A 23128-nucleotide genomic window follows, 5' to 3' on the forward strand; every position below is an offset into this window, starting at 1 on the left:
GAACGGGGATCGGGGGAGCCCCTAGCATGGCGACAAGGCAGCTTCAAACGCCGTTTGGCGGCCGATGGGCCAGCCGGTGGACGGCGCTGGCCGATGAAATCGAGGTGCGGCTGGAGGCCGAGCGCGAACGGATCGGGCTGTGGCTGCCGGTCGCGCTTGGTGCGGGCATCGCGGCCTGGTTCGCATTGCCGACGGCCGTGCATTGGACCGGACTGTTGCTGCTGCTCGGCGGCGGGCTGCTCGCGGGGCTTTTGATCGGCCGGGAACGGCGGTTCGGGCGGATGGTGACGTTCGGCTGCGCGATCATGGCGCTCGGCCTGCTCCTCATCTGGGCGCGCGCCGCATGGGTGGCGGCGCCGGTGCTGGCGCGGCCGATCACTACCGAATTTTCGGCACGCATCGAGCGCGTCGTGCCGCTGCCGGCGCGCGGACAGGTGCGCATCCTCGCGCTGCCGCAACGCCGCGCCGACCTGCCGCCACGCGTCCGGCTGACCTTGCGCAGCGAGCAGGCGGCGGGGCTGGCGGGGGGCGAACTCGTCGGGGTGCGCGCGCGGCTGATGCCGCCGCCGCCCGCGAACCTGCCCGGCGGCTATGATTTCGCGCAGCGCGCGTGGTTCGACGGGATCGGTGCGGTGGGCACCGTGCTGGGCGAGGTCGCGCGGGTGCCGGGGACGGGCGAAGCTATACCGCCGCTGCGCAACCGCCTGAGCGGGCATATCCAGCGGCAGGTCGCGGGATCGGCCGGCGGCATCGCGGCAGCGCTGGTCACCGGCGACCAGGGGGCGATCAGCGACGCGGATGCGGACGCGATGCGGCGCAGCGGGCTGGCGCATCTGCTGTCGATCAGCGGGCTGCATGTCACCGCGGTGGTCGGCTTCACAATGTTCCTCTTGATCCGGCTGCTGGCGCTGAGCCCGCGGCTCGCGCTCAGCGGGGTCGTGCTGGCGGCCGCGGCGGGCGGCGCGGCGCTGGCGGGGGTCGGCTATACGTGGCTTAGCGGCGCCGAGGTGCCGACGATCCGGTCGTGCGTCGCGGCGTTGCTCGTCCTCGCGGCGTTCCTGCTGGGGCGCGAGGCGCTGACCTTGCGGCTGGTCGCGGCGGGGGCGCTGATCGTGCTCGTCTGGCGGCCCGAATCGCTCGCGGGGCCGAGCTTCCAGCTCAGCTTCGCGGCGGTCACGGCGATTATCGCGCTGCACGAAAGTCCGCGGATGCGCGCCTTCCTCGCGCGGCGCGACGAGCCGGGGATCTTTGGCGCGGGCCGCGCGGTGGCGGGGTTGCTGATCACCGGCTTCGTCGTCGAGATCGCGCTGGCGCCGATCGCGCTGTTTCATTTCCACAAGGCGGGACTTTACGGTGCGCTCGCCAATGTCGTCGCGATTCCGCTCACCACCTTTGTCATCATGCCGGCCGAGGCGCTCGCGCTGCTCTTCGACAGCGCCGGGCTGGGTGCGCCCTTCTGGTGGGTGGCGGAAAAGGCGCTCGACCTGCTGATCCTGCTCGCGCACGTCGTCGCCGATGCGCCGGGGGCGGTCGCGACCTTGCCGTCGTTTCCGCCATGGGGCTTTGCGTTCGCGGTTTTTGGCGGGTTGTGGCTGCTGCTTTGGCAAACATCGTGGCGGCGGGCAGGGATGCTCCCGGTCGTCATCGGCGTCGCGGCGCTGTTCGCGCAGCCGCGGCCCGACATGCTGGTGACGAGCGATGGCCGCCATATCGCGGTCGCGGTGCCGGGTGGGGGCTATGCCTTATTACGCGACCGCGCGGGCGACTTCATCCGCGATTCGCTGTCCGAGGCGGCGGGGATCGACACGCCGTTGATGGCGCTCGCCGACTTGGAGCATGTGACGTGCAACCGCGACTTCTGCCGCTGGCGGCAGGGGGAGGGGCGCGGGCAGGGGCAGGGCGACGCAAAGGATGATGCGACGGACGATTCCGGCCGGGTCATTCTGGCATCACGCGGCATGGACCGGGTCGACGGGGGGGAGATGGCGCCCGCCTGCGCCGCCGCCGATGTGGTGATCAGCGACCGCTGGCTACCGCATGAATGTGTCGCGCGCTGGCTGACGATCGACCGCGACAGCCTGGCCGAAACGGGCGGGCTGGCGCTTTATCTGGGAAAGACGCCGCGCGCGGTCGCCAGTCTGCGGGCCGGCGACAGGCATCCCTGGCGCCGGCCCGAACAGGTCAGTGGTAACGACGAAGCAGTCCCGACAGGCGCCCTTGCACGATGACGCGCTCGGCGGGGTAGCGCTGCGGTTCATAGGCGCTGTTCGCGGGGTCGAGCCGGATCATCTGGCCTTCGCGGCGGAAATATTTGAGCGTCGCATCCTGCCCGTCGACGAGCGCAACGACGATATCGCCTTCGCGCGCGGTGCTGGCTTTCTGGATCAGCGCATAATCGCCGTCGAAAATACCCGCCTCGACCATCGAATCGCCCGATACTTCGAGCGCATAATGTTCGCCCGCGCCGAGCAGCGCGGCAGGAACCGCAAGATTATTATGATCCTCGAACGCCTCGATCGGCACGCCGGCGGCGATCTTGCCGTGCAGCGGCACTTCGATGATGTCGTTCGCGGCGATCGGCCGCATTGCCGGGGCAGGCTTGCGCAGCGGCACGACATTTTCGCGCGCGGGCGCCGCCTTGACCGTTTCGGGCAGTTTCACGACTTCGAGCGCGCGCGCGCGGTTGGGAAGGCGGCGGAGGAAGCCGCGTTCCTCGAGCGCGCTGATCAGCCGGTGAATTCCCGACTTGGATTTCAGCCCCAGCGCCTCCTTCATTTCCTCGAACGACGGCGAAATGCCGCTCGCGTCGAGCTTTTGCTGGATGAAGTGAAGCAGTTCATGCTGCTTGGCGGTCAACATCGATCATTCTCCGTCAGGACCAGAACCGGACATAATGAGAACGATAGTGGAACAGACCGGAACTTGTCAAGCGATGTCGATATAGTCGGCAATCTCGCCCGCGTCGCGCGCGGGGGCGCCGATGTCGCGGATCACCAGCGCATCGGCTTCGATCAGCGGGACAGTCTGTCCGCTGTCCTGGCTGTCGAGCAGGCGCAGCTTCGCCCCCTCGATGCGTGCGCGCAGATAATCGCGGCGGCTGCCGCCCGGCGCGAGGGCGGCGGCGAGCGGCGCCTGCCGAACAGCGGGAAGCGGGCTGTTGGCACCCGCAAGGTGGCAAACGAGCGGGCGCAGGAAGAGCGTCGCGGTGACGAAGGCCGAACCGGGGTTGCCGGGCAGGCCGAGCAGCAGCGCGTCGCCGATCGTCCCCGCGATCAGCGGCTTGCCCGGCCGCATCGCGATCTGCCAGAAATCGAGCCGCCCGCCGGCATCGTCGAGCGCGCCGCGGACATGGTCATGGTCGCCGACCGATGCGCCGCCGACGGTGACGATGACATCGTGGTGGCGCGCCAACTCCCTGATCGCCTTGGCAAGCGACGCGCGATCGTCGCGGATGTGCAGCGGGAGGCTGACGAGCGCAGGCTCGGCGGCGAGCATCGCGGCGAGCATCGCGCCGTTGCTGTTCGGGATCTGCCCGGGGCCGGGAACATGGCCGGCGGGGACGAGTTCGTCGCCGGTGGTAAGGAGCGCGACGCGCGGGCGCGAGCCGACGCGCAATTGGCCGGCGCCGCCCATGATCGCTGCGGCGATGGCACCCGCATTCAGCCGCGCACCGGCGGTGAGCAGCCGCGCGCCCTGTGCAAAGTCGCCGGCGCGTTCGCGAATGTGGCGGCGCCTGGCGCCGGGGCCATCGCCGGTCAGCGTCAAGGCGGTGCCATCGGCGGCGACGTCTTCCTGCAGGATGACGGTGTCGGCCCCATCAGGGAGCATCGCGCCGGTGAAGATGCGGATCGCTTCGCCCGCGCCGGCGGCGCGTGCGGCGGTCGCGCCGGCCGCCACCTCGCCGACGATCGTCCACGGTCCGGGCATATCGTCGAAGCGGATCGCATAGCCGTCCATCGCTGACAGCGCTGCAGCGGGCTGGTCGCGCGATGCCATGACATCTTGTGAGAGATAGCGGCCAAGCGATTCGGAAACGGCGATATTTTCAGGTGCCAGCGGCTCGCGGAGCGCGAGCAGACGGGCCTGTGCCTCCTCGACCGGCAGTAAGCCCGTCATTCGGCGCGCCAGTCGCCGGAGCGGCCGCCGCTCTTTTCGAGCAGGCGGATGTCGCCGAGGATCATCGCGCGGTCGAGGGCCTTCGCCATATCGTAAAGCGTGAGGAGGGCGACCGACGCTGCGGTCAACGCCTCCATCTCTACGCCGGTCGGGCCGGTGGTGGCGGCGGTCGCGCGCACCGAAATGCCGTCCGTTTCCCAGGCGAATTCGACGCTGACCCTGGTGAGCGCGATCGGATGGCAGAGCGGGATGAGGTCGGCGGTGCGTTTTGCCGCCATGATGCCCGCGATACGCGCGGTCGACAGCACGTCCCCCTTGGGCGCGTTACCGGCGCGAATCGCGGCGAGCGCGTCGGCCGACATGGTGATGCGGCCGCCCGCGACGGCGCGGCGTCCGGTTGCCGGCTTGGCCCCGACATCGACCATGTGCGCGGCGCCGCTTTCGTCGAGGTGAGTCGGTTTGTTCGTCATCGCCGGGGACCGAAGCAATGTGGCGGACGAAAGGCAAGGGGGAGAGGGGGTGGAATGGGGTTTTCGTGGGAGGAGGAGGGCGGATTTCGGCCGGTTGCGGACATCCATTCACCGTCACCCCGGACTTGATCCGGGGTCCCGCTTGAAATCGAAAACTGCTCGTGCCTCAAAAAAAGCGGGATCCCGGGTCAAGCCCGGGATGACGAGGGAGAGGGCGAAAGCGGCCGATTGCGGACGTTCTTCTCCCCTCCCTTTTGGGGAGGGGCTGGGGGTGGGTAGCCGCCGAAGGCGGCGCTCTGCCTCTTGCTCGCGGCGCTCGCTACCCACCTCTAACCCCTCCCTAAAAGGGAGGGGAAGTCTCGAATCCACCCCAAACTGTCGCTCGCGGACAATCAGCCTTCAAGCAGTGCCTTCGTTGCCGCCGTGACGTCGGGCTGACGCATCAGGCTTTCGCCGACGAGGAAGGCTTTCACGCCGCTTGCCGCCAGGCGTTGGCAGTCGGCGTGGCTGGCAATTCCGCTTTCGCCGATGAGCAAGGTGCCCGGCGGCACGAGCTTCGCGAGGCGTTCGGTGACGCCGAGGTCGGTTTCGAAGCTGCGCAGATCGCGGTTGTTGACGCCGATCAGCCGCGACCCGAGCTTGGTCAGCGCGCGATCGAGTTCGGCCTCGTCATGGACTTCGACAAGCACATCCATGCCGCGATCGACCGCCGCAGCTTCGATATCCTGCATCGCGCCATCGTCCAATGCCGCGACGATGATCAGGATCGCGTCGGCGCCGATCGCGCGCGCTTCGGCGACCTGCCACGGGTCGACCATGAAATCCTTGCGCAGCGCCGGAAGCGCGCAGGCATTGCGCGCGGCGACCAGATAATCCTCATGCCCCTGAAAATAGGGCGCGTCGGTGAGTACCGACAGGCATGCGGCGCCGCCGGCTTCATAAGCCCGGGCATGGTCCGCCGGATTAAAATCTTCCCGGATCAGTCCCTTGGACGGTGAAGCTTTCTTGATTTCCGCGATCAGCCCAAAGCCGCCAGCGTCGATCTTTGCCTGCAGCGCCGCGGCAAAGCCGCGCACCGGGCCGGCATCGATCGCATCGAGATCGGCGAACGAGCGTATGGCGCGCCGCGCTACGACCTCGTCGCGCTTGGTGGCGAGGATTTGCGTCAGTTTGTTCATTTATAGGCGATCCAGCAATTGAGCAGCGCGTTGGCAAGACCCTTGTCGATCGCTTCGGCGGCTTCCTCGACCCCGTCGACGAGGTTGTGGGCCGCCCCGGCGACGACCAGCGCCTCGGCCGCATTATAGAGCACGGCGTCCCGATAGGCGCCTGTTTCACCCTGAAGCAGGGCGCGCAGCGCCTTGGCGTTATATGCGGCATCGCCGCCGCGGATCGCCGCAATCGGATGCGAGGAGAGTCCGGCATCGGCAGCGGTGCTGCGCTGCATCCGCACGCCTTCGGTGGTGACGACCGCGACCTCGTTGCCCCCCGCGAGCGACAGTTCGTCGAGCCCTTCATCGCCTGAAATCACCCGCGAATGATCAGTGCCGAGCCGGTGGAGCGCCTCGGCATAGACGGGCACATAGGCGGGGCGCGCGATGCCGACGAGCTGGCGCGTGACGCGCGCCGGATTGGCGAGCGGGCCCATCAGGTTGAAGATCGTGCGCCGCCCGATCGCCTTGCGGATCGGCATGATACGGCCCATCGCGGGATGGTGGTGCGCGGCGAAGAGGAAACAGATGCCGAGGTCGGCAAGCTGCGCTTCGGCCATCCGCGCCGCGCGTTCCATGTCGAGGCCGAGCGCTTCCAAGGTGTCGGCAGCGCCTGATTTTGAAGAAGCGGCGCGATTTCCGTGCTTTGCGACAGGAACTTCGCACGCGGCAACGACGATCGAGACCGCGGTCGACACGTTGAGCGTATGGTGACCGTCGCCGCCGGTGCCGCAGACGTCGATCGCGCCTGCCGGGGCGTCGATCGGGATCAGCCGGTCGCGCATCGCTTGCGCGGCAGCGGCGATTTCGACCATCGTTTCGCCGCGATCGGACAGGGCGATGAGGAATTCGGCGATATTTTCGTCGCTGGCCCCGCCATCGAGCATCACGGCGAAGGCGTCCGCCGCTTCGTCATGATCGAGCAGCGCGGCGGGGTCGGGAAGGGGTCCGAAGCGGCTCATGCCGCCTTGCGCTCCTGCACCGGCAGTCCCGCGAGCGTGAGGAAATTGGCGAGCATCGCATGGCCATGCTCGGTCGCGATGCTTTCGGGATGAAATTGCACGCCGTGGATCGGCAGGCCGGCGTGGCGGAACCCCATCACCGCGCCGTCGTCGCTCGTCGCGTTGATGACGAGGCTTCCGGGAATGTCGACGACTTCGAGGCTGTGGTAGCGCGTCGCGGTGAGCGGCGAGGGCAGGCCGGCGAACAGCCCGCTGCCGTCATGGCAGACGGGTGACGTCTTGCCGTGCATCAGATGGCCGCGCTGTACCGTGCCGCCGAAATGCTGGCCGATAGCCTGATGACCGAGGCAGACGCCGAGCAAGGGGCGGCGCGCGTCGGCGCAGGCGGCGACGAGGTCGAGGCTGATGCCTGCTTCATTGGGCGTGCACGGGCCGGGCGAAATCAGGATGGCGTCGGCGCCGCTTGCCAGCGCTTCTGCTGCGGTCAGCGCGTCGTTGCGTTCGACGCGCACCTCGGCGCCAAGCTCGATCAGATAATGAACGAGGTTGAAGGTGAAGCTGTCGTAATTGTCGATGACGAGGATCATGATCTTTACTGCCCGTAACCCGGTGTTCCGGCAAGGCGCACTGCCTCGCGCGCTGCGGCGAAGAGGGCGCCGGCCTTGGCCTCGCACTCGCGTTGTTCATAGGCAGCTTCGCTGTCGGCGACGATGCCCGCGCCCGCCTGGACGTGCATTTCGCCGTCCTTGACGATTGCGGTGCGCAGCACGATGCAGCTGTCCATATTGCCGTCGGGGGCGAAATAGCCGACGCCGCCTGCATAAGGCCCGCGCGCGTCGCTTTCGAGTTCGGCGATGATCTGGCACGCGCGAACCTTCGGCGCGCCGCTGACCGTCCCCGCCGGGAAGCCCGCGAACAGCGCGTCGATCGCGTCCTTGCCCTCGGCAATGCGGCCGACGACGTTCGATACGATGTGCATGACGTGGCTGTAATATTCGACCGTATAGCTGTCGGTGACGGTCACACTGCCGCCGGTCGCGGCGCGGCCGACGTCGTTGCGGCCAAGGTCGAGCAGCATCAGATGTTCGGCGCGTTCCTTGGGGTCGGCGAGCAGCGAATCGCGGTTTTCGACATCCTCGGCGCTCGTCTTGCCGCGCGGGCGGGTGCCGGCGATCGGGCGGATGGTGATTTCGCCATCGCGCACCCGGACGAGGATTTCGGGCGACGACCCGATCAGCGCGAAGCCGGGCAGGTCGAGGAAATAGAGGAAAGGCGACGGATTGATGCGGCGCAGCGCGCGATAAAGATCGAAGGGCGGCAGGTCGAACGGCGTGGAGAAACGTTGCGACAGCACGACCTGGAAGACGTCGCCCGCCGCGATATAGTCCTTCGCTGCCGCGACCATGCCGGCATAATGTTCGGGCGTCATTGCGGGCGTCGGAACGATATCGCCGGGCCGGACGCGGGTTCCCGCGCGGTCGCCATGCGCGCTGGTGCTCGATAGCCGCGCGGCGATGGTGTCGAGCCGTTCCTGCGCCGCGTCGATCATCCGGTCGATGGGGGCCGCGGGGTCGGGCCAGATCGGCGCGATCAGGAAGAGTTCGTCGGCGAGGCGGTCGAAGACGAGGATCGTCGTCGGCCGTACGAACACCATATCGGGCAGGCCGAGCCCGGCGTCCGGCGCGCGCGGGATGCGCTCGACCAGGCCGATCGTTTCATAGGCAAAGAAGCCGACGAGCGTGGTCAGCGCCTTGGGCAGTCCATCGGGCACGTCGAAACGGCATTCGGCGACGAGGTCGCGGAGCGCCTGAAGCGCGCCGGTGGCGGCCGGCTCGAACGCCTCTTTGTCGCGGCGCCAGTCGCGGTTGATGCGGGCGCTGTCGCCGCGCGCTTCGAGCAGCAGGTCGGGATCGAGGCCGATCATGCTGTAGCGCCCGCGCGTCTCGCCGCCTTCGACCGATTCGAGCACCCAGTCGCCGCGTCCCGGTTCGATCAGCTTGAGCGCCGCCGAAACGGGGGTTTCGATGTCGGCGATCAGCCGCTGCCAGACGACCGCGCCGCGCCCCTGCGCCAGCGCCTCGAGCGCGGCGGCTCTGCCCTCCAGTGCCATGGAACGGCTATTCGGCGACCGGCGCCGTGCCGGTCAGTTCGCGGCGCAGCTGCTCGACGAGTTGCTTGTTGATCTTCACCCCGGCGCGGCGTTTCGCCTCGACGACGAGCTGTTCGACCAGCTCGTTGCCGAAAGCGGCGCCGAGCGGGCGCGCGATATAGGCGGCGGCGCGTGGGTCGACCGACTTGATGTCGGGGCGATTGACCTCGTTGAGGGCGATCACCATCCAGCCGCGGTTGCCGGGGATTTCGAGCGTCTTCACCGTGCCCTTGGCCATCGAGAACAGGAGCGCGAGTTCGGGCGGCGCGCCCTTGCCGTCGCGGTCGAGGTCGCCGCGGCGGCCGCCGATCGTCTGCACGCTGCCGATGTTCGGACCCGCGGCACCGACCGCTTCGGCGAGCGACTTGCCGCCCTCGACCGCCTTGACGATCGCGCGTGCCTTGTCGCGCGCGACCTTCTGCCCCTCGGCAAAGCGCCAGTCGGCGAGCAGGTCGCCGCGGATCTGGGCGAAGGGCGGCGGCGCGGCGGCGGTGATCGATTTCACCGAGAAAACGGCGAATTTCTGGTTCTCGACCAATGTCGCGAGCTCGCCTTCGCCTTCGCCACTGCCCTGGAACGCCTGCGCGATCATCGGCGCCATTTCGGGCGGCAGCGCGAACGCGGGCTGCGACGGCGCGCGGCCGTTCGGCAGCAGCGCCGGCGTTTCGACGAGCTGAAGCTTGCGGTCGGCAGCGACTTCCTCGATCGACGCGCCGCCGTTCACGGCGTCCTGAACGGCGTTATAATAATCGACGATCGCTTCGTTGGCCTTGTTCTTCGCAAGCTCGGTGCGAATGTCGGGGGTCGCGTCGGCGAGGCTGCGTGCCGGCTTGGCGGTGACGCTTTCGATGCGTGCGACAGCCCAGCCGAGGTCGGTCTGCGTCGGGCCGAGCACGTCGCCGCGCTGAGCGGCGAACGCGGCCTTGGCGGCGGCGGGCGAGGTCGTCGCGGCATAGGCGGCCTGGGTCAGTTCGCCGGTCGTCGATGCCGAGAGGCCCGCCGCCTGTGCTGCGACCGCGAGCGGGGTCCCGCCGCGCACCTTCGCCGCGATGCTGTTCGCGGCAGCCTGGTCGGGAACGATGACCTGGGCGAGGCGCCGGGTCTCGCTTGCCGCATAGCTCGGTGCGTTGTCCTTATAGGCTTTGGCGACTTCGGCGTCGGTCACTGCAGGCACCGGCACCGCGCTGCTGTCGAACAGCGCATATTGCAGGACGCGGCGCTCGGGGACGGTGAATTTCGCTTTGTTCTGCGCCAGATATTTGCGCAGGATATCGTCGCTCGGATCGGCCTTGGGGGCAAAGGGGCTGGCGGGGATGAACGCCGCCTGGCCGTGCCTTTGTTCGAGCGGCAGCACCGCATAGGGTTTTGCCATTCCTGCCGCGACGACGGGCAGCATCCCGATCGGCTTGGCGAGTTGCTGGGTCAGCAGCAGCGTTTCGATCTCGCCGCGAATCTGGCTTTCGTTGAGCCCGCTTTCGGCCAGATAGGCTTCATAGCGTTTCTGGTCGAAGCTGCCCGACACGCCCGAAAAGGCATCGGCGATCTGCGCGTCGATGAGGCGCTTGCTGACCCCGAACCCCATGCTGCGCGCGAACTGGCGCATCGCGGCGTCATTGACCAGCTGGTTCAATATCTGGTCGAGCCCACCCGCCTGGACAAAGGCTTCGCGTGTCAGCCCGGGCTGGTCCTGCCGCGCCCGGTCATACGCCTGTTGCACGCGCGCGCGCAGTTCGCCGGTCCCGATCTCGGTATCTCCGACCTTCGCGACATTGGCACCGCCAAGCCCGCCGAAGTTCGAGTTGCCGGTAACGTCGCCGAGCGCAAAGGCCAGGCCGACGAGGAGGACGAAGCCGAGCGCGATGGCTTTCCCGACGGTGGATCCGAAGAGGCGGCGAATAGCGGTGATCATGAAGCGGACATTCTTTCGGCGGGGCGCACGCGTGCGCGGTTGCGCGTTGCTTTAGGCGGGAGGCGGGGCGGCATCAAGGCGGGAAAGCGGCTTTTCTCGGCACGGTTACCCGGCTTGCCACTTCCCCCTGCTCGCCGCTAGGGCGCGAGCAAGGATTTGGCTGAACGGAGGAACGGTACGATGGCGCGGCGCAAATATGTGGTCGGCAACTGGAAGATGAACGGGCTTGCGGCCGCGATGGGCGAGGCGGAGGCGATTTTCGCCGCGGCGAAGGGGCATGCGGCCGTCGATGTCGCCATCTGCCCGCCGTTCACGCTGATCGGCGCGATGGCGGCGGCGCAGCCCGGCGCCGCGGTCGGCGGGCAGGATTGCCACAGCGCGGCCTCGGGAGCGTATACCGGGTCGGTCGCCGCGCCGATGCTGGCCGATGCGGGTGCGACGCTGGTGATCGTCGGCCACAGCGAGCGCCGCGAAGGTTGCGGCGAAAGCGACGCCGATGTGCAGGCAAAGGCCGAAGCGGCGCTCGGCGCGGGTCTGTCGGTCATCTTGTGCGTCGGCGAACCGCGCGAGGTTCGCGAATCGGGCGGGGCGATCGACTATGTGCTCGCGCAGGTCGCGGGTTCGGTCCCCGCCGATTTCGGTGCCGACCGGCTGGCGATCGCCTATGAACCGATCTGGGCGATCGGGACGGGGCTGGTCCCGACCGTCGCCGATGTCGAGGCGATGCACGGGGCGATCCGCGATGCGCTGGCGGCGCGTTTCAACGACAAGGCGCAGGCGATGCGCATCCTTTACGGCGGATCGGTCAACGGCGAGAATGCCGCTGAATTGCTCGGCGCGGCCGACGTCGACGGGGCGCTGGTAGGCGGGGCGAGCCTGACGGCGGGCAAGTTCGTGCCGATCGTCGCGGCGGCGGCTGCCTTGGGGTGAGTTCATAGCGTCGTTCGCCGCCAGCGCCCGGAGACGATGCTATGGCTTGAAGCGGCGCGCCTTCGTCTCTATGTGCGCCGCGGGCGTGGACCGAAATTGAGGCCGCGCAAGTTCGGGAAAATTCGATGTCCAATCTGTTCACCTTCATTCTCGTCGTCCAGGCGCTCATCGCCGCGGCGATGATCGGCGTCATTCTGATGCAGAAGTCGGAAGGTGGCGGCCTGGGTGTCGGTGGCAGCCCCGCGGGCCTGCTTTCGGCGCGCGGCGCGGCGGATTTCCTGACCCGCGCGACGACGATCCTGGCAACCCTGTTCGTCGGTCTGTCGATCTTGCTGGCGGCGATGGCTTCGGTCGGACGCGGCGGTTCGACCATCGATACCTCGCTGTCCAAGGCCGCGCAGCAGTCGGGGGCCGCGCCCTCGTCGCTGACCGGACCCGCGCAGCCAGCCCAGGGCACGCAAGGTGCGGCGGCACCCGCCGCTCCGGCGAGCGACGATCCGCTGGCCGCCGCCGCTGCTGCCGCGGCGCAGGATGCGCCGGCCCCGCAGCAGCAGGCGCCCGCCAAGAAATAGGCCGGACTATCGGAGGCTTCGGCCTCCACCCTTAACCCCGCGCGGCGGATTTATTTCCGCCGTTTGCGATTCGACGGCTTGCGCCGTCCCCCTTCTGTTGAGTAAGTCTTTCCTCCCATGGCGCGGTTCATTTTTATCACCGGCGGCGTGGTCTCCTCCCTTGGCAAAGGTTTGATGGCGGCTAGCCTCGCGGCTCTGTTGCAGGCGCGGGGTTACCGCGTTCGCATCCGGAAGTTCGATCCCTATCTGAATGTCGATCCGGGGACGATGTCGCCCTATCAGCACGGCGAGGTCTATGTGACCGACGATGGTGCCGAAACCGACCTCGATCTGGGCCATTATGAGCGCTTCACCGGCGTCGCGGCACGGCAGAGCGACAATGTCACCTCGGGCCGGATCTATCAGCAGATCATCACCAAGGAACGCCGCGGCGATTATCTGGGCGCAACGGTACAGGTCGTCCCGCACGTCACCGATGCGATCAAGGCCTTCGCGCGCACCGACATCGACGACCTCGATTTCGTGCTGTGCGAGATCGGTGGCACCGTCGGCGACATCGAATCGCTGCCGTTCATCGAGGCGATCCGCCAATTGAGGAATGAAGAAGGCCGCGACAAGACGCTTTCGGTCCATGTCACGCTGGTGCCGTACATCGCGGCCGCGGGCGAGCTCAAGACCAAGCCGACGCAGCACAGCGTGCGCGAACTCGCGTCGCTGGGCGTCCAGCCCGATATCCTGCTCTGCCGCTGCGAAAAACCGCTGCCCGAGGGCGAGCGCGCCAAGATCGCGCAATTCTGCAACGTGCGCAAGGAAGCGGTGATTCCGGCGCTCGACGCCGACAGCATCTATGCGGTGCCGGTGCAATATCATGGCGAAGGGCTCGACAGCGAGGTCTTGCGCGCTTTCGGTATCCACGACGCGCCCGATCCCGACCTGACGCGCTGGTACGACATCATGGATCGCAAACAGCATCCCGAAGGCGAGGTCACCATTGGCGTCGTCGGAAAATATGTGTCGCTGCCCGATGCGTATAAATCGCTGAACGAGGCGCTGGTTCATGGTGGCATGGCGCATCGGGTCAAGGTCAACATCCGCTGGCTCGACGCCGAGATGTTCGAGGCCGATGAGGATCTCGCTGCGAATCTCGAGCCCCTGCACGGCATCCTTGTTCCCGGCGGCTTCGGCGAGCGCGGGTCGGAGGGCAAGATCGCGAGCGTGCGTTTCGCGCGCGAGCGTAATGTGCCCTTCTTCGGCATTTGCCTTGGCATGCAGATGGCGTGCATCGAAGGGGCGCGGAACACGAGCGGGATCGACAAGGCGTCGAGCACCGAATTCGGACCCACGGAAGAGCCGATCGTCGGGCTGATCACCGAATGGATGAGCGCCGAGGGCTTGCAAAAGCGCGGCGCCAATACCGACCTTGGTGGCACGATGCGGCTGGGTGCCTATGAAGCGAAACTGTCGCCGAACAGCCATGTCGCAAGCGTTTATGGCGCGAACGAGATCAGCGAGCGGCACCGCCACCGTTACGAGGTCAATGGCGCATATCGCGACCGGCTCGAATCGGGCGGGCTCGTCTTTTCGGGTATGTCGCCTGACGGGATGCTGCCGGAAATCGTTGAGCGTCCCGACCATCCGTGGTTTATCGGGGTGCAGTTCCATCCGGAACTGAAGTCGAAGCCTTTCGATCCGCATCCCTTGTTCGCGGGATTCATCGAAGCGGCGGTCAAACAGAGCCGGCTGGTCTAGGACCGCCGGCAAAAAAGGGTCAGGGACATGGATCACGCGAAACTCGCCGAATTACAGGGTCCCGACAGTATTTTTTCCGGGCTTTCGATCCAGGACTGGGCCGACATCGCCGGGCGCGCGGTCCAGGTCAATTTTACCAAGGGCAAGGAATTGCTCAGCCAAGGCGATGCAGGCGACAGCCTGCTCATCCTGACCGAAGGCAGTGCGCGCGTGTCGATGCTCACCGCCAACGGGCGCGAGATCGTGCTGGCCTATGCCGAACCCGGCGCGGTGCTCGGCGAAATCGCCTTGCTCGATGGCGGTGAACGCACGGCATCGGTGGCCGCGACGAGTGCTGGCAGTGCGCTCCAGCTGGGCCGCAACGCGATGCGTGACTTCGCAACCAGCCATCCCGATTTCGCTTGGTCGCTGATGCAGCAGCTCGCGCGGCGGCTGCGCATGGCCGACCAGACGATCGAAAGCGACCGCGCCTATGCATCGGGTCCGCGGCTCGCGCGCTATCTCAAGCGCCTGATTCGCAAGGATGCGGAGACCGAGCAGCGCGTCGAACTCAGCCAGACCGAACTCGGCAACTTCGCGGGGATGAGCCGCGAGCATATCAACCGCCAGCTGCGCAGTTGGGAAGAATCGGGGATCATCTCGCTCGAGCAAGGGCGGGTGCGGGTGCTCGATGCCGATATGCTGGAGGATATCAGCGAGAGCGAAGGGTAGGGGCAGGTTTCGGCTGGTGGTGGCCGTTTGATTTCCTATCCGTGTCATCCCCGCGAAAGCGGGGACCCAGGGCTGCGCAATCCCGCCCTGGGTCCCCGCTTTCGCGGGGATGACAAAGATTGGGTGCGCATGACGAGGTTTGGATGGCCGCTTCCCACCCCAAAGCTGATGCAAAGCCTGAACGCAAGCGCCGGAATCACAACGCCCGGGCCTCTTTCGAGACCCGGGCGCCTGTGACGAACTACCGCCATCCCCCTTTGCGCAGACCAGGCGAATGGCCTGCACTCCCTGGAGCCGGGCCTTTGGGCCGCGTTGAACCAGAAGTCATCGGGCTAGGGCGAACGAACGGGCTTGTCACCCTTTGCGAACGCTCTCAGGGTCCTTTTGCCCTCTGCTGTGGCCGATGGGCAACATATTTTGCGAATCGTTCGCAACAAATCGCGCGCGGGCGCCCATTGCCAGCGCCGATGCCGCTCCCTAAAGCACCGGCATGACCGCAACGCGCCCCGCGCCGAACAGGCCGTCCGCTTTATGATCCTGCGTCCGTACGAACGCACCATCTTCAAACGCTATCTGCTGCCCCAGCGCGGCGAGGGGTTCATCTTCGTTGCCGCGGCGTTCAGCTTCATGGCCGTGACGCTCGGCGTCGCGGCGCTGGTGATCGTGATGAGCGTGATGAATGGAGTGCGCGCCGACCTGTTCGACAAGATCGTCGGGCTGAACGGCCATGCGGTGGTCCAGGGTTTCGGCGGCCGGATCGACGACTGGCAGGGCGTGCTGAAGCAGGCGAAGGCGACACCCGGCGTGGTATCGGCGACGCCGCTGATCGAGCAGCCGCTGCTCGCAACGTTCAGCGGGCGCGTCGAGGGCGTGCTGGTGCGCGGGATGACCGTCGCCGACATCCGGAAAAACGAAGTACTGGGGGGCAAGGTGCTCCAGGGCAGCCTCAATTCGCTGACCCCCAATGCCGGCAATGTCGCGATCGGCAGCGAACTGGCGCGCAACCTGGGCGCGACGGTGGGATCGAACCTGACGATCATCAACCCGGCGGGCCGGTCGACACCCTTCGGCACGGTGCCGCGCGAGATCAGCTATCGCGTGACGGCGGTGTTCGAAATCGGCGTCTATGATTTCGACAAGGCCTATGTCGTGATGCCGATGGAGGATGCGCAACTGCTCCTGCTCACCGGCGACCAGATCGGGATGATCGAGGTCAAGGTGACCGATCCCGACAAGGTCGGCCCGATATTGCAGCCGCTGGCGGAGAAGGTCGCGGCGCAGGCGGTGATTTCCGACTGGCGGTCGATGAACGCCAGCCTGTTCGAAGCGCTGTCGGTCGAGCGCGTTGCGATGTTCGTGATCCTGTCGCTGATCATCCTCGTCGCCTCGTTCAACATCATCTCGTCGCTGATCATGCTGGTCCGCGCCAAGACGCGCGACATGGCGATTTTGCGGACGATGGGCGCGCCGCGCGATGCCGTGATGCGCATCTTCATCGCGATCGGCCTTGCGATCGGGGTCGCCGGCACATTGGTCGGGATGGCGATCGGCTTTGCCACGCTCTACTTCCGTCAGGAGGTGCTGCGCGGGGTCGAGTTTCTGACCGGGCAACAGCTCTGGGATCCGTCGATCCGCTTCCTTGCCGAATTGCCGTCGAAGCCCGACCCGTTCGAAATCGCGGTGATCGGGACGATGACGATCGTCTTCAGCTTCCTCGCGACGCTCTACCCGGCCTATAAGGCGGCGAATACCGACCCCGTGCAGGTGCTGCGCTATGAGTGACGTCGTGCTTGAACTTGTCCAGTTGAAGCGCAGCTTCACGCAGGGCGACGTCACCATCGAGGTGCTGCGCGGCGTCGACGCGCATCTGAAGCGCGGCGAGATCGTCGCGCTGCTCGGGCCGTCAGGATCGGGCAAGTCGACGATGCTGCAAGCCGTCGGGCTGCTCGAGGGCGGTTTCGACGGCACGATCCGCATCGATGGCGCCGATGTCACGCGCTACGAGCAGGGCGAGCGGACGAAGACGCGGCGCGAAAAGATCGGCTTCGTCTATCAATTCCATCATTTGCTGCCCGATTTCAACGCGATCGAGAATGTCATCCTGCCGCAGCTGATCCGCGGGACGGGGCAGAAGGCGGCGGAAGAACGCGCCGCCGACCTGCTCGGCCGGCTGGGGCTCGGCGAGCGGCTGCATCACAAGCCGAGCAAGCTGTCGGGTGGCGAGCAGCAACGCGTCGCGGTGGCGCGCGCGCTGGCGAACCGGCCGCTGCTCGTGCTTGCCGACGAGCCGACGGGCAACCTCGACGAGGCGACCGCCGACCGCGTGTTCGACCAGTTCGTGAAGCTGGTGCGCGACCATGGCTCGGCGGCGCTGGTCGCGACGCACAACGAACGGCTCGCGGCAAAGATGGACCGCGTGCTGCGCTTGCACGAAGGCCATATCGAGGCGTAGGCTGCGCCCGGCATCGGAGGGGATATCATATGGCGCTTTACGATCTTGCGGCAAAGCTTCCGGGCGGCGGCACGCAATCCCTGGCCGACTATCACGGCAAGGTGCTGCTGATCGTCAACACCGCGTCGAAATGCGGCTTCACCCCGCAATATGAGGGGCTGGAGGAACTGTATCGCGATTACAAGGATCGCGGGTTCGAGGTGCTTGCCTTCCCGTGCAACCAGTTCGGGGCACAGGAACCGGGCGACGCGGCCGAAATCGCCAATTTCTGTTCGCTGACCTATGATGTCAGCTTTCCGGTGATGGCGAAGATCGACGTCAACGGCAGCGATGCCGATCCGATCTTCAAGCATCTGAAGGATGAAAAGACCGGGCTGCTCGGCAGCGGGATCAAGTGGAATTTCACCAAATTCCTGGTCGACCGCGACGGCAAGACGGTGTCGCGCCACGCCCCGACGACGAAGCCCGAACAGCTTCGCAAGGAGATCGAGGCGCTGCTGGGTTGATTGCCTAGCGGGCGGTGAAATCACCGGCGGGCGGTCGCGGCAGGTCGCGGCGCCGGACCTCGACCCATATCGGCTTGCGCCCCAGCCGCGCGTTGAAGAGGCTGTTGAAGGTTGCCGGATCGCGCGGCGACGCGCCCAGCGTTTCGCCATAAATGCGGCCGACCGCCTTTGGGTCATAGCCCATGGCGTTCAGCAGGGTGGGGAAGATGCGGTAGTGGCTCGACGCATCGAAATGCTGCTTTGCGGCGGCGTTCCAGCGGTCCGCCCCGGTCCCGGCCGTGCCGATGACGACGAGCGGCACGGCGCCCTCTTCGCTCGCCGGAAGGGGGCTGCAATGTGTCGTCGTCCCGGGATCGCCGCGCTCGTGGAGGTTTTGCCCATGGTCGGACGTGTAGACGATGAGCGCCCCGTCGAGCGCCGCGCCGGCGAAGATGCGGTCGAAGAAGGCGCCGACCGTCCACGCCACCGTATTGCGATAGCTGTTGCGGTAGAGGCGCCACGCCTCGGCGCCGCTGAAGAGGTTTTCGGGCAGCTTCATTTCGGTGACCGCGACGGTTTCGCCGCGCGGCAAGGCGGGCTGGTAGGTCGCGGCGGATGCGGGGTATTTGTCCGCCACCGGAAAATGGGCGCCCATCTTGTTGATCAGCACGAAATCGCGGCGACCGTTGTTCAGCAGCGCGATCAGGGCGTCGGCCGCAGCCATGTCACGATCGACGACGGGAATCTCGTCGAACTGGACAAAATGATCGATGCCACGTCGCTCGACGTCGTCCATCCCGTTTTGATAGGAGCCGCCGGTCCGTTGCGCATCGATATAGGTCGTGCGGAACCCCGCCGTGTGCGCGTAGTCGAAGATCGACGGCATCGCGGCGTTCAGCCGCTGATATTTGCCGCGCGTGCCGCCGTGCCGGAGGGTGAGGTTGCTGCCATAGCTGCAATTGGTGATCGACGCCGCGATGCCGAAATTGCTGACGGCGATATCGCGCGGCGGCGACAGGAGACCCGAGTGGACGCCGGCCGTGTCGTTGATGTCGAGATAGCGCGCGGCGATGCTTTCATCGATGATCAGCACGATATCGCCCTGTCCGGCCGCCGGCTTCGGGATGAGCCGCACCGGCTGGCGCGGGGGTACGGGCATCGCGACCGCCTCTATGACGTATAAGGTGGCATAGGAGGTTCCGACCGAGGCGGCGGGCAAACCGCGCGCGCCTTCGCCGCCGCGGAAAAACAGCAGGGCGGTGAGGATCGTCAGGCCGGCGAAGGGCGCCAGTATCGCCACCACGCCCGGCATTCGCCGCGACGGCCCGGGTTTGATGCCAATGGCGAAGAAGAGAAGGAAGGCACCCGCCGCGGCGTGGGCGATCGACGCGCCATGTTGCGCAAAAGCGTCATCGAGGAAGCCGGCCGAATCGAGCATGGAAACGAACGCATCGTAGCTCATCGCCTTGGCCGTCGCGGCCTGAAAGCCGTCGACGAGCAACGCTGTGAGCAGCGATATGGTGGCCCAGGCCCACCGCAGCGGCGATGACTGAATGAAGGCCGCACCCCACAGGCAGGCGGCCAGAATGCCATAAAGCGCGGCATAGAGCAGCAATTGGAGCGACGCCCCCAGCATGGCAACGCGCGCGGCGACTTCGCCGAATCCGAACGCCAGACCGAGCAGCAGGAGAATTGTCTTGGCCGCTGCCCTTGCTTTCGTTGCCGTCATTACTCGCATTCATTTCTATCGGTCGGGCCCGGCCAACGTCCTTCGAGACGCTATCGCGACACGCTCCATGGCTTCTCAGGGCAAACGGATCAACCCGGACCGGAAAGGCTCTAACATCCGGTTATTGATATTCCATCCGTGCGGCGAACGGGCAATCGGCCCTTTCGCGAATCATCGCATCCGCCTAGCCTGTTTCGATGGCCTATAGCCCCTTTGTTCCGCTGCGCGTCTTTTCCAGTTTTACCATGCTGGAGGGGGCGATCGACCCCAAGGCAATCGCCAAGGCGGCGCGTGACCGCGGGTTTCCGGCGATCGCGATCTGCGACCGCAACGGCCTTTATGGCGCAATGGCGTTCGGCGAGGCGTGCAAGGCCGCCGGGGTGCAGCCGGTGGTCGGCGCGATGCTCAGCGTGGCGCGCCCCGGGCAACGGCTTGCGAACGGCGCGCCGCTGATCGACTGGATCGCGCTGTTTGCACAGGATGAGACGGGCTATGGCAATTTGTGCGCGCTCGTGTCGGGCGCGCATCTTGGCCGTCCGGTCGAACAGGATCCGCATGTTTCGCTGTCCGATATCGCGGGCAAGAGCGATGGCCTCATTTGCCTGACCGGCGGCGGCGAAGGCGCACTCGCGCGGCTGCTTGCCGACGAACAGGTCACCGCTGCCAACGATTATGTCGAGCAGCTCGAAGCGCTGTTCGCGGGGCGGCTGTACATCGAATTGTCGCGCCGCGGCGATGCGGCCGAAATCGCCGCCGAAAAGGCGTTGCTCGACATGGCCTATGCGCGCGCACTGCCGATCGTCGCGACCAATCCGGCGAATTTCGTCGAACCGAACTTCCACCCCGCGCATGATGCGATGCTGTGCATCGCGCAGTCGGCCTATGTCGAGAGCGAGGACCGGCGCGTTTCGAGCCCCGAGGCGTGGCTGAAGCCCGCCGAGGCGATGGAGGACAGCTTCTCCGATCTCCCCGAGGCGATGCGCAACACGCTGGTCATCGCGCAGCGCTGCGCGTTCATGGCGCCGAAGCGCGCGCCGATCCTGCCGAGCCTTGCCGGCGACCGCGAGGCCGAGGCGGCACAACTCAAAGCGGATGCGCACGCCGGCCTCGCGGCGCGGCTGGCGCTCCATTCCGATCTGACCGCGGAAGAGCGGCAGGCCTATGTCGAGCGGCTCGATTTCGAAGTCGGCGTTATCGTCCAGATGGGCTTCCCGGGATATTTCCTGATCGTTGCCGACTTCATCAAATGGGCGAAAGCGCACGATATTCCGGTGGGGCCGGGGCGCGGTTCGGGCGCAGGCAGCGTCGTCGCCTGGGCGCTGACTATCACCGACCTCGATCCACTCAAATTGGGCCTGCTGTTCGAACGCTTCCTCAACCCCGAACGCGTGTCGATGCCCGACTTCGATATCGACTTTTGCGAAACGCGGCGCGGCGAGGTGATCCGCTATGTGCAGGAGAAATATGGCCGCGATACCGTCGCGCAGATCATCACCTTCGGTAAGCTGAAGGCGCGTGCGGTGCTCAAGGACACCGGGCGCGTGCTCCAGATGAGCTATGGCCAGGTCGACCGGCTCGCGAAGCTGGTGCCCAATCACCCGACTGACCCCTGGACGCTCGAACGCGCGCTGAACGGCGTTGCCGAGCTGATGACCGAATATAAGCAGGACGACGGGGTGCGCCGCCTGTTCGACATGGCGCGCCAGTTGGAAGGCCTGCCGCGGCACAGCTCGACCCACGCCGCGGGCGTGGTGATCGGCGACCGCCCGCTCGACCAGCTCGTCCCGCTCTATCGCGACCCGCGCTCGGACATGCCGGTGACGCAGTTCGACATGAAATATGTCGAGACCGCGGGGCTGGTGAAATTCGACTTCCTCGGATTGAAGACGCTCTCGGTGCTGAAGGAAGCCAAGCGGCTGCTCGCGCTGCGCGGGATCGATGTCGATCTCGATACGCTCGCATGGGACGATAATGCGGTTTACGAACTGCTTCAACGCGGTGAGACGGTCGGGGTGTTCCAGCTGGAATCCGAAGGCATGCGGCGGACGCTGTCGGCGGTGAAGCCGACCAATTTTGGCGATATCATCGCGCTCGTGGCGCTGTATCGCCCGGGGCCGATGGACAATATTCCGCTGTTCGGCGCGCGTAAGAACGGGCGCGAGGCGATCGCCTATCCGCACCCGTTGCTCGAAGGCATCCTGGCCGAAACCTACGGCATCTTCGTCTATCAGGAACAGGTGATGCAGGCGGCGCAGATTCTGGCCGGGTACAGCCTCGGCGGCGCCGACCTCTTGCGCCGCGCGATGGGCAAGAAGGTCCAGGCCGAAATGGACGCGCAGCGCGAGACGTTCGTGAAGGGCTGCGGCGAGTATAACCAGATCAATGCCAAGGCGGCGAACGAACTGTTCGACTTGATCGACAAGTTCGCCGGCTATGGTTTCAACAAGAGCCATGCCGCGGCCTATGCGCTGCTGTCGTACCAGACGGCGTGGCTGAAGGCGCATTATCCGCACGAATTTTTCGCGGCATCGATGTCGTTCGACAGCCATCAGACCGACAAATTATCGATCTTCATCGACGATATGCGCCGTTTGGGCGTCGAGGTCACGCCGCCGTCGATCAACGACAGCGAGGCCGATTTCTCGGTCGGCCAGAGCGGCGAGGAACTGACCGTCCGCTATGCGCTGGGAGCGCTGAAAGGCGTCGGCGAGAAAGCCATGGAAGCGCTGGTCGCCGAACGGCAGGCGAAGGGGGATTTCGCAAGCCTCGACGACTTTGCGAACCGTATCGATCCCAAGATACTCAATCGCCGCCAACTCGAAGCGCTGGCCGGGGCGGGAGCTTTCGACGGGATCGAACCCGATCGCCCGCGAGTTTATGTCGGCGCCGAAGCGATGCTGGGATCGGCGAGCGTCAATGCGCGCGAACGCTCGATCGGGCAGGACTTCCTGTTCGGCGAAATCGATACGGTACCGGCGTTGCGCCTGCCCGCTGCCGAACCCTGGACGCTCGCCGAGCGCATGACGCGTGAAAAGGAGGCCTTTGGTTTCTATTTCTCGGCGCATCCGGTCGAGCAATATGAGGCGATCGTGCTGGCGCGCGGTGCGCGTAGCTATGGCGACATTTGCACCCATGTCGAAATGACTCCGGGAACGCGCATCCCGATGACGATGGCAGCGATGGTCGAAAGCGCACGGCCGCGGATGTCGCAGCGCGGCAACCGCTTTCTCAACCTGACGCTGTCGGACCGTAGCGGGCAGTTTCAGTCGAGCTGTTTCGACGAGCAGGCGGGCAAGATCCTCGAAGGGCTCGCCGCCGACGGTGGCTGCGCGATCCTGGCGGTCGAACTCGACCTGCTCGAAGGCGAAGAAACGCCGCGGGTAACCGTGCGCGGGGCGCAATCGCTCGTCGACATTGCCGCGACCGCGGCGCTGCAATTGACATGCCGGGTCGAACTGCCCGAGGCGGTTCCGGAGATCGCGAAATGGCTCGAACGGCGCGACGACGCGCGCGGCAAGGTCGTGATCGCCACGCGTGACCCCTTGACCGAGGAGGATATCCGTATCGAGCTTGGCCGTGGTTTCGCGCTGGGTCCTGACACCGTCTCGCGCCTCGAAATGGTTGCAGGCGTGACCGAGGCGGCGCTTTCACTTGTCGCGCCGCGCGAATTCCGGGTTCGGTAG

General features: G+C 66.3%; 18 protein-coding genes. 9 read left to right on the plus strand and 9 right to left on the minus strand.

Annotation, left to right across the window (positions count from 1 at the left end; all coding sequences use genetic code 11):
- Positions 1–26: 26 nt before the first annotated feature.
- Positions 27–2228, plus strand: coding sequence for a ComEC/Rec2 family competence protein (locus tag FHR22_RS06370; protein ID WP_166940053.1), 2202 nt, complete (start codon positions 27–29; stop codon positions 2226–2228).
- On the opposite strand, the gene lexA is transcribed toward FHR22_RS06370, so the two are convergent.
- The 8 genes from lexA to FHR22_RS06410 form a co-directional block, all read right to left on the minus strand.
- Complete coding sequence (lexA, locus tag FHR22_RS06375) at positions 2182–2859, minus strand: transcriptional repressor LexA (protein ID WP_166940055.1); 678 nt, start codon at positions 2857–2859, stop codon at positions 2182–2184. The genes FHR22_RS06370 and lexA overlap by 47 nt on opposite strands.
- A 66-nt stretch (positions 2860–2925) precedes the next feature.
- Complete coding sequence (locus FHR22_RS06380) at positions 2926–4116, minus strand: molybdopterin molybdotransferase MoeA (protein ID WP_166940057.1); 1191 nt, start codon at positions 4114–4116, stop codon at positions 2926–2928.
- Complete coding sequence (gene moaC, locus FHR22_RS06385; RefSeq protein ID WP_166940059.1) at positions 4113–4586, minus strand: cyclic pyranopterin monophosphate synthase MoaC; 474 nt, start codon at positions 4584–4586, stop codon at positions 4113–4115. The genes FHR22_RS06380 and moaC overlap by 4 nt, the downstream gene beginning before the upstream one ends.
- Positions 4587–4978: 392 nt before the next feature.
- Entirely contained in the window at positions 4979–5764 is a 786-nt protein-coding gene (trpC, locus tag FHR22_RS06390; protein WP_166940061.1) for an indole-3-glycerol phosphate synthase TrpC, read from the minus strand.
- A complete protein-coding gene (trpD, locus tag FHR22_RS06395) occupies positions 5761–6759 on the minus strand; it encodes an anthranilate phosphoribosyltransferase (protein WP_166940063.1) in 999 nt (332 codons plus the stop codon). The genes trpC and trpD overlap by 4 nt, the downstream gene beginning before the upstream one ends.
- Positions 6756–7346, minus strand: a complete 591-nt coding sequence (locus tag FHR22_RS06400) for an anthranilate synthase component II (RefSeq protein ID WP_166940065.1) — start codon at positions 7344–7346, stop codon at positions 6756–6758. Before FHR22_RS06400 ends, trpD begins: the two co-directional genes overlap by 4 nt.
- A 5-nt stretch (positions 7347–7351) precedes the next feature.
- A complete protein-coding gene (locus tag FHR22_RS06405) occupies positions 7352–8869 on the minus strand; it encodes an anthranilate synthase component I family protein (protein ID WP_166940067.1) in 1518 nt (505 codons plus the stop codon).
- A 7-nt stretch (positions 8870–8876) separates the two neighbouring features.
- Positions 8877–10817, minus strand: a complete 1941-nt coding sequence (locus FHR22_RS06410) for a peptidylprolyl isomerase (protein WP_166940069.1) — start codon at positions 10815–10817, stop codon at positions 8877–8879.
- Positions 10818–10997: 180 nt separating this feature from the next.
- Here FHR22_RS06410 and tpiA point away from each other — a divergent pair, with 180 nt between their 5' ends.
- The 7 genes from tpiA (at position 10998) to FHR22_RS06445 (ending at position 17737) form a co-directional block, all read left to right on the plus strand.
- Positions 10998–11747, plus strand: coding sequence for a triose-phosphate isomerase (gene tpiA / locus FHR22_RS06415; RefSeq protein WP_166940071.1), 750 nt, complete (start codon positions 10998–11000; stop codon positions 11745–11747).
- A gap of 134 nt (positions 11748–11881) precedes the next feature.
- Positions 11882–12319, plus strand: coding sequence for a preprotein translocase subunit SecG (secG, locus tag FHR22_RS06420; RefSeq protein WP_166940819.1), 438 nt, complete (start codon positions 11882–11884; stop codon positions 12317–12319).
- 117 nt (positions 12320–12436) lie between these two features.
- Positions 12437–14068 (plus strand): CTP synthase, encoded by a 1632-nt coding sequence (locus tag FHR22_RS06425; RefSeq protein WP_166940073.1) that lies wholly within the window; start codon positions 12437–12439, stop codon positions 14066–14068.
- A gap of 27 nt (positions 14069–14095) precedes the next feature.
- Entirely contained in the window at positions 14096–14779 is a 684-nt protein-coding gene (locus tag FHR22_RS06430) for a Crp/Fnr family transcriptional regulator (RefSeq protein ID WP_166940075.1), read from the plus strand.
- Between the two features lie 531 nt (positions 14780–15310).
- Complete coding sequence (locus FHR22_RS06435) at positions 15311–16561, plus strand: lipoprotein-releasing ABC transporter permease subunit (RefSeq protein ID WP_166940077.1); 1251 nt, start codon at positions 15311–15313, stop codon at positions 16559–16561.
- Positions 16554–17231: an ABC transporter ATP-binding protein gene (locus FHR22_RS06440; RefSeq protein WP_166940079.1), complete on the plus strand. Its 678-nt coding sequence runs from the start codon at positions 16554–16556 to the stop codon at positions 17229–17231. The genes FHR22_RS06435 and FHR22_RS06440 overlap by 8 nt, the downstream gene beginning before the upstream one ends.
- A 29-nt stretch (positions 17232–17260) precedes the next feature.
- Positions 17261–17737 carry a glutathione peroxidase gene (locus FHR22_RS06445; RefSeq protein ID WP_166940081.1) on the plus strand — a complete coding sequence of 159 codons (477 nt, stop codon included), beginning with the start codon at positions 17261–17263 and terminating at the stop codon, positions 17735–17737.
- 4 nt (positions 17738–17741) lie between these two features.
- Here the strand turns inward: FHR22_RS06445 and FHR22_RS06450 are convergent, their stop codons facing one another.
- Positions 17742–19445 (minus strand): sulfatase-like hydrolase/transferase, encoded by a 1704-nt coding sequence (locus tag FHR22_RS06450; RefSeq protein WP_166940083.1) that lies wholly within the window; start codon positions 19443–19445, stop codon positions 17742–17744.
- A 197-nt stretch (positions 19446–19642) separates the two neighbouring features.
- Between FHR22_RS06450 and dnaE the strand changes: the two genes are divergently transcribed.
- Positions 19643–23128, plus strand: coding sequence for a DNA polymerase III subunit alpha (dnaE, locus tag FHR22_RS06455; RefSeq protein WP_166940085.1), 3486 nt, complete (start codon positions 19643–19645; stop codon positions 23126–23128).

It is taken from the genome of Sphingopyxis panaciterrae (assembly GCF_011762125.1).
In the GTDB taxonomy this organism is placed as follows: Bacteria; Pseudomonadota; Alphaproteobacteria; order Sphingomonadales; family Sphingomonadaceae; genus Sphingopyxis; species Sphingopyxis panaciterrae.

Excerpts from the sequence above, each read along its gene's own strand:
- dnaE (WP_166940085.1), top strand. The coding sequence starts at position 19,643 with ATGGCCTATAGCCCCTTTGTTCCGCTGCGCGTCTTTTCCAGTTTTACC.
- FHR22_RS06440 (WP_166940079.1), top strand. The coding sequence starts at position 16,554 with ATGAGTGACGTCGTGCTTGAACTTGTCCAGTTGAAGCGCAGCTTCACG.
- FHR22_RS06405 (WP_166940067.1), bottom strand. The coding sequence starts at position 8,869 with ATGGCACTGGAGGGCAGAGCCGCCGCGCTCGAGGCGCTGGCGCAGGGG.
- trpC (WP_166940061.1), bottom strand. The coding sequence starts at position 5,764 with ATGAACAAACTGACGCAAATCCTCGCCACCAAGCGCGACGAGGTCGTA.
- lexA (WP_166940055.1), bottom strand. The coding sequence starts at position 2,859 with ATGTTGACCGCCAAGCAGCATGAACTGCTTCACTTCATCCAGCAAAAG.
- FHR22_RS06370 (WP_166940053.1), top strand. The coding sequence starts at position 27 with ATGGCGACAAGGCAGCTTCAAACGCCGTTTGGCGGCCGATGGGCCAGC.
- FHR22_RS06430 (WP_166940075.1), top strand. The coding sequence starts at position 14,096 with ATGGATCACGCGAAACTCGCCGAATTACAGGGTCCCGACAGTATTTTT.
- trpD (WP_166940063.1), bottom strand. The coding sequence starts at position 6,759 with ATGAGCCGCTTCGGACCCCTTCCCGACCCCGCCGCGCTGCTCGATCAT.
- moaC (WP_166940059.1), bottom strand. The coding sequence starts at position 4,586 with ATGACGAACAAACCGACTCACCTCGACGAAAGCGGCGCCGCGCACATG.
- tpiA (WP_166940071.1), top strand. The coding sequence starts at position 10,998 with ATGGCGCGGCGCAAATATGTGGTCGGCAACTGGAAGATGAACGGGCTT.
- FHR22_RS06445 (WP_166940081.1), top strand. The coding sequence starts at position 17,261 with ATGGCGCTTTACGATCTTGCGGCAAAGCTTCCGGGCGGCGGCACGCAA.
- FHR22_RS06400 (WP_166940065.1), bottom strand. The coding sequence starts at position 7,346 with ATGATCCTCGTCATCGACAATTACGACAGCTTCACCTTCAACCTCGTT.
- FHR22_RS06380 (WP_166940057.1), bottom strand. The coding sequence starts at position 4,116 with ATGACGGGCTTACTGCCGGTCGAGGAGGCACAGGCCCGTCTGCTCGCG.
- FHR22_RS06410 (WP_166940069.1), bottom strand. The coding sequence starts at position 10,817 with ATGATCACCGCTATTCGCCGCCTCTTCGGATCCACCGTCGGGAAAGCC.
- FHR22_RS06450 (WP_166940083.1), bottom strand. The coding sequence starts at position 19,445 with ATGACGGCAACGAAAGCAAGGGCAGCGGCCAAGACAATTCTCCTGCTG.
- FHR22_RS06425 (WP_166940073.1), top strand. The coding sequence starts at position 12,437 with ATGGCGCGGTTCATTTTTATCACCGGCGGCGTGGTCTCCTCCCTTGGC.
- FHR22_RS06435 (WP_166940077.1), top strand. The coding sequence starts at position 15,311 with ATGATCCTGCGTCCGTACGAACGCACCATCTTCAAACGCTATCTGCTG.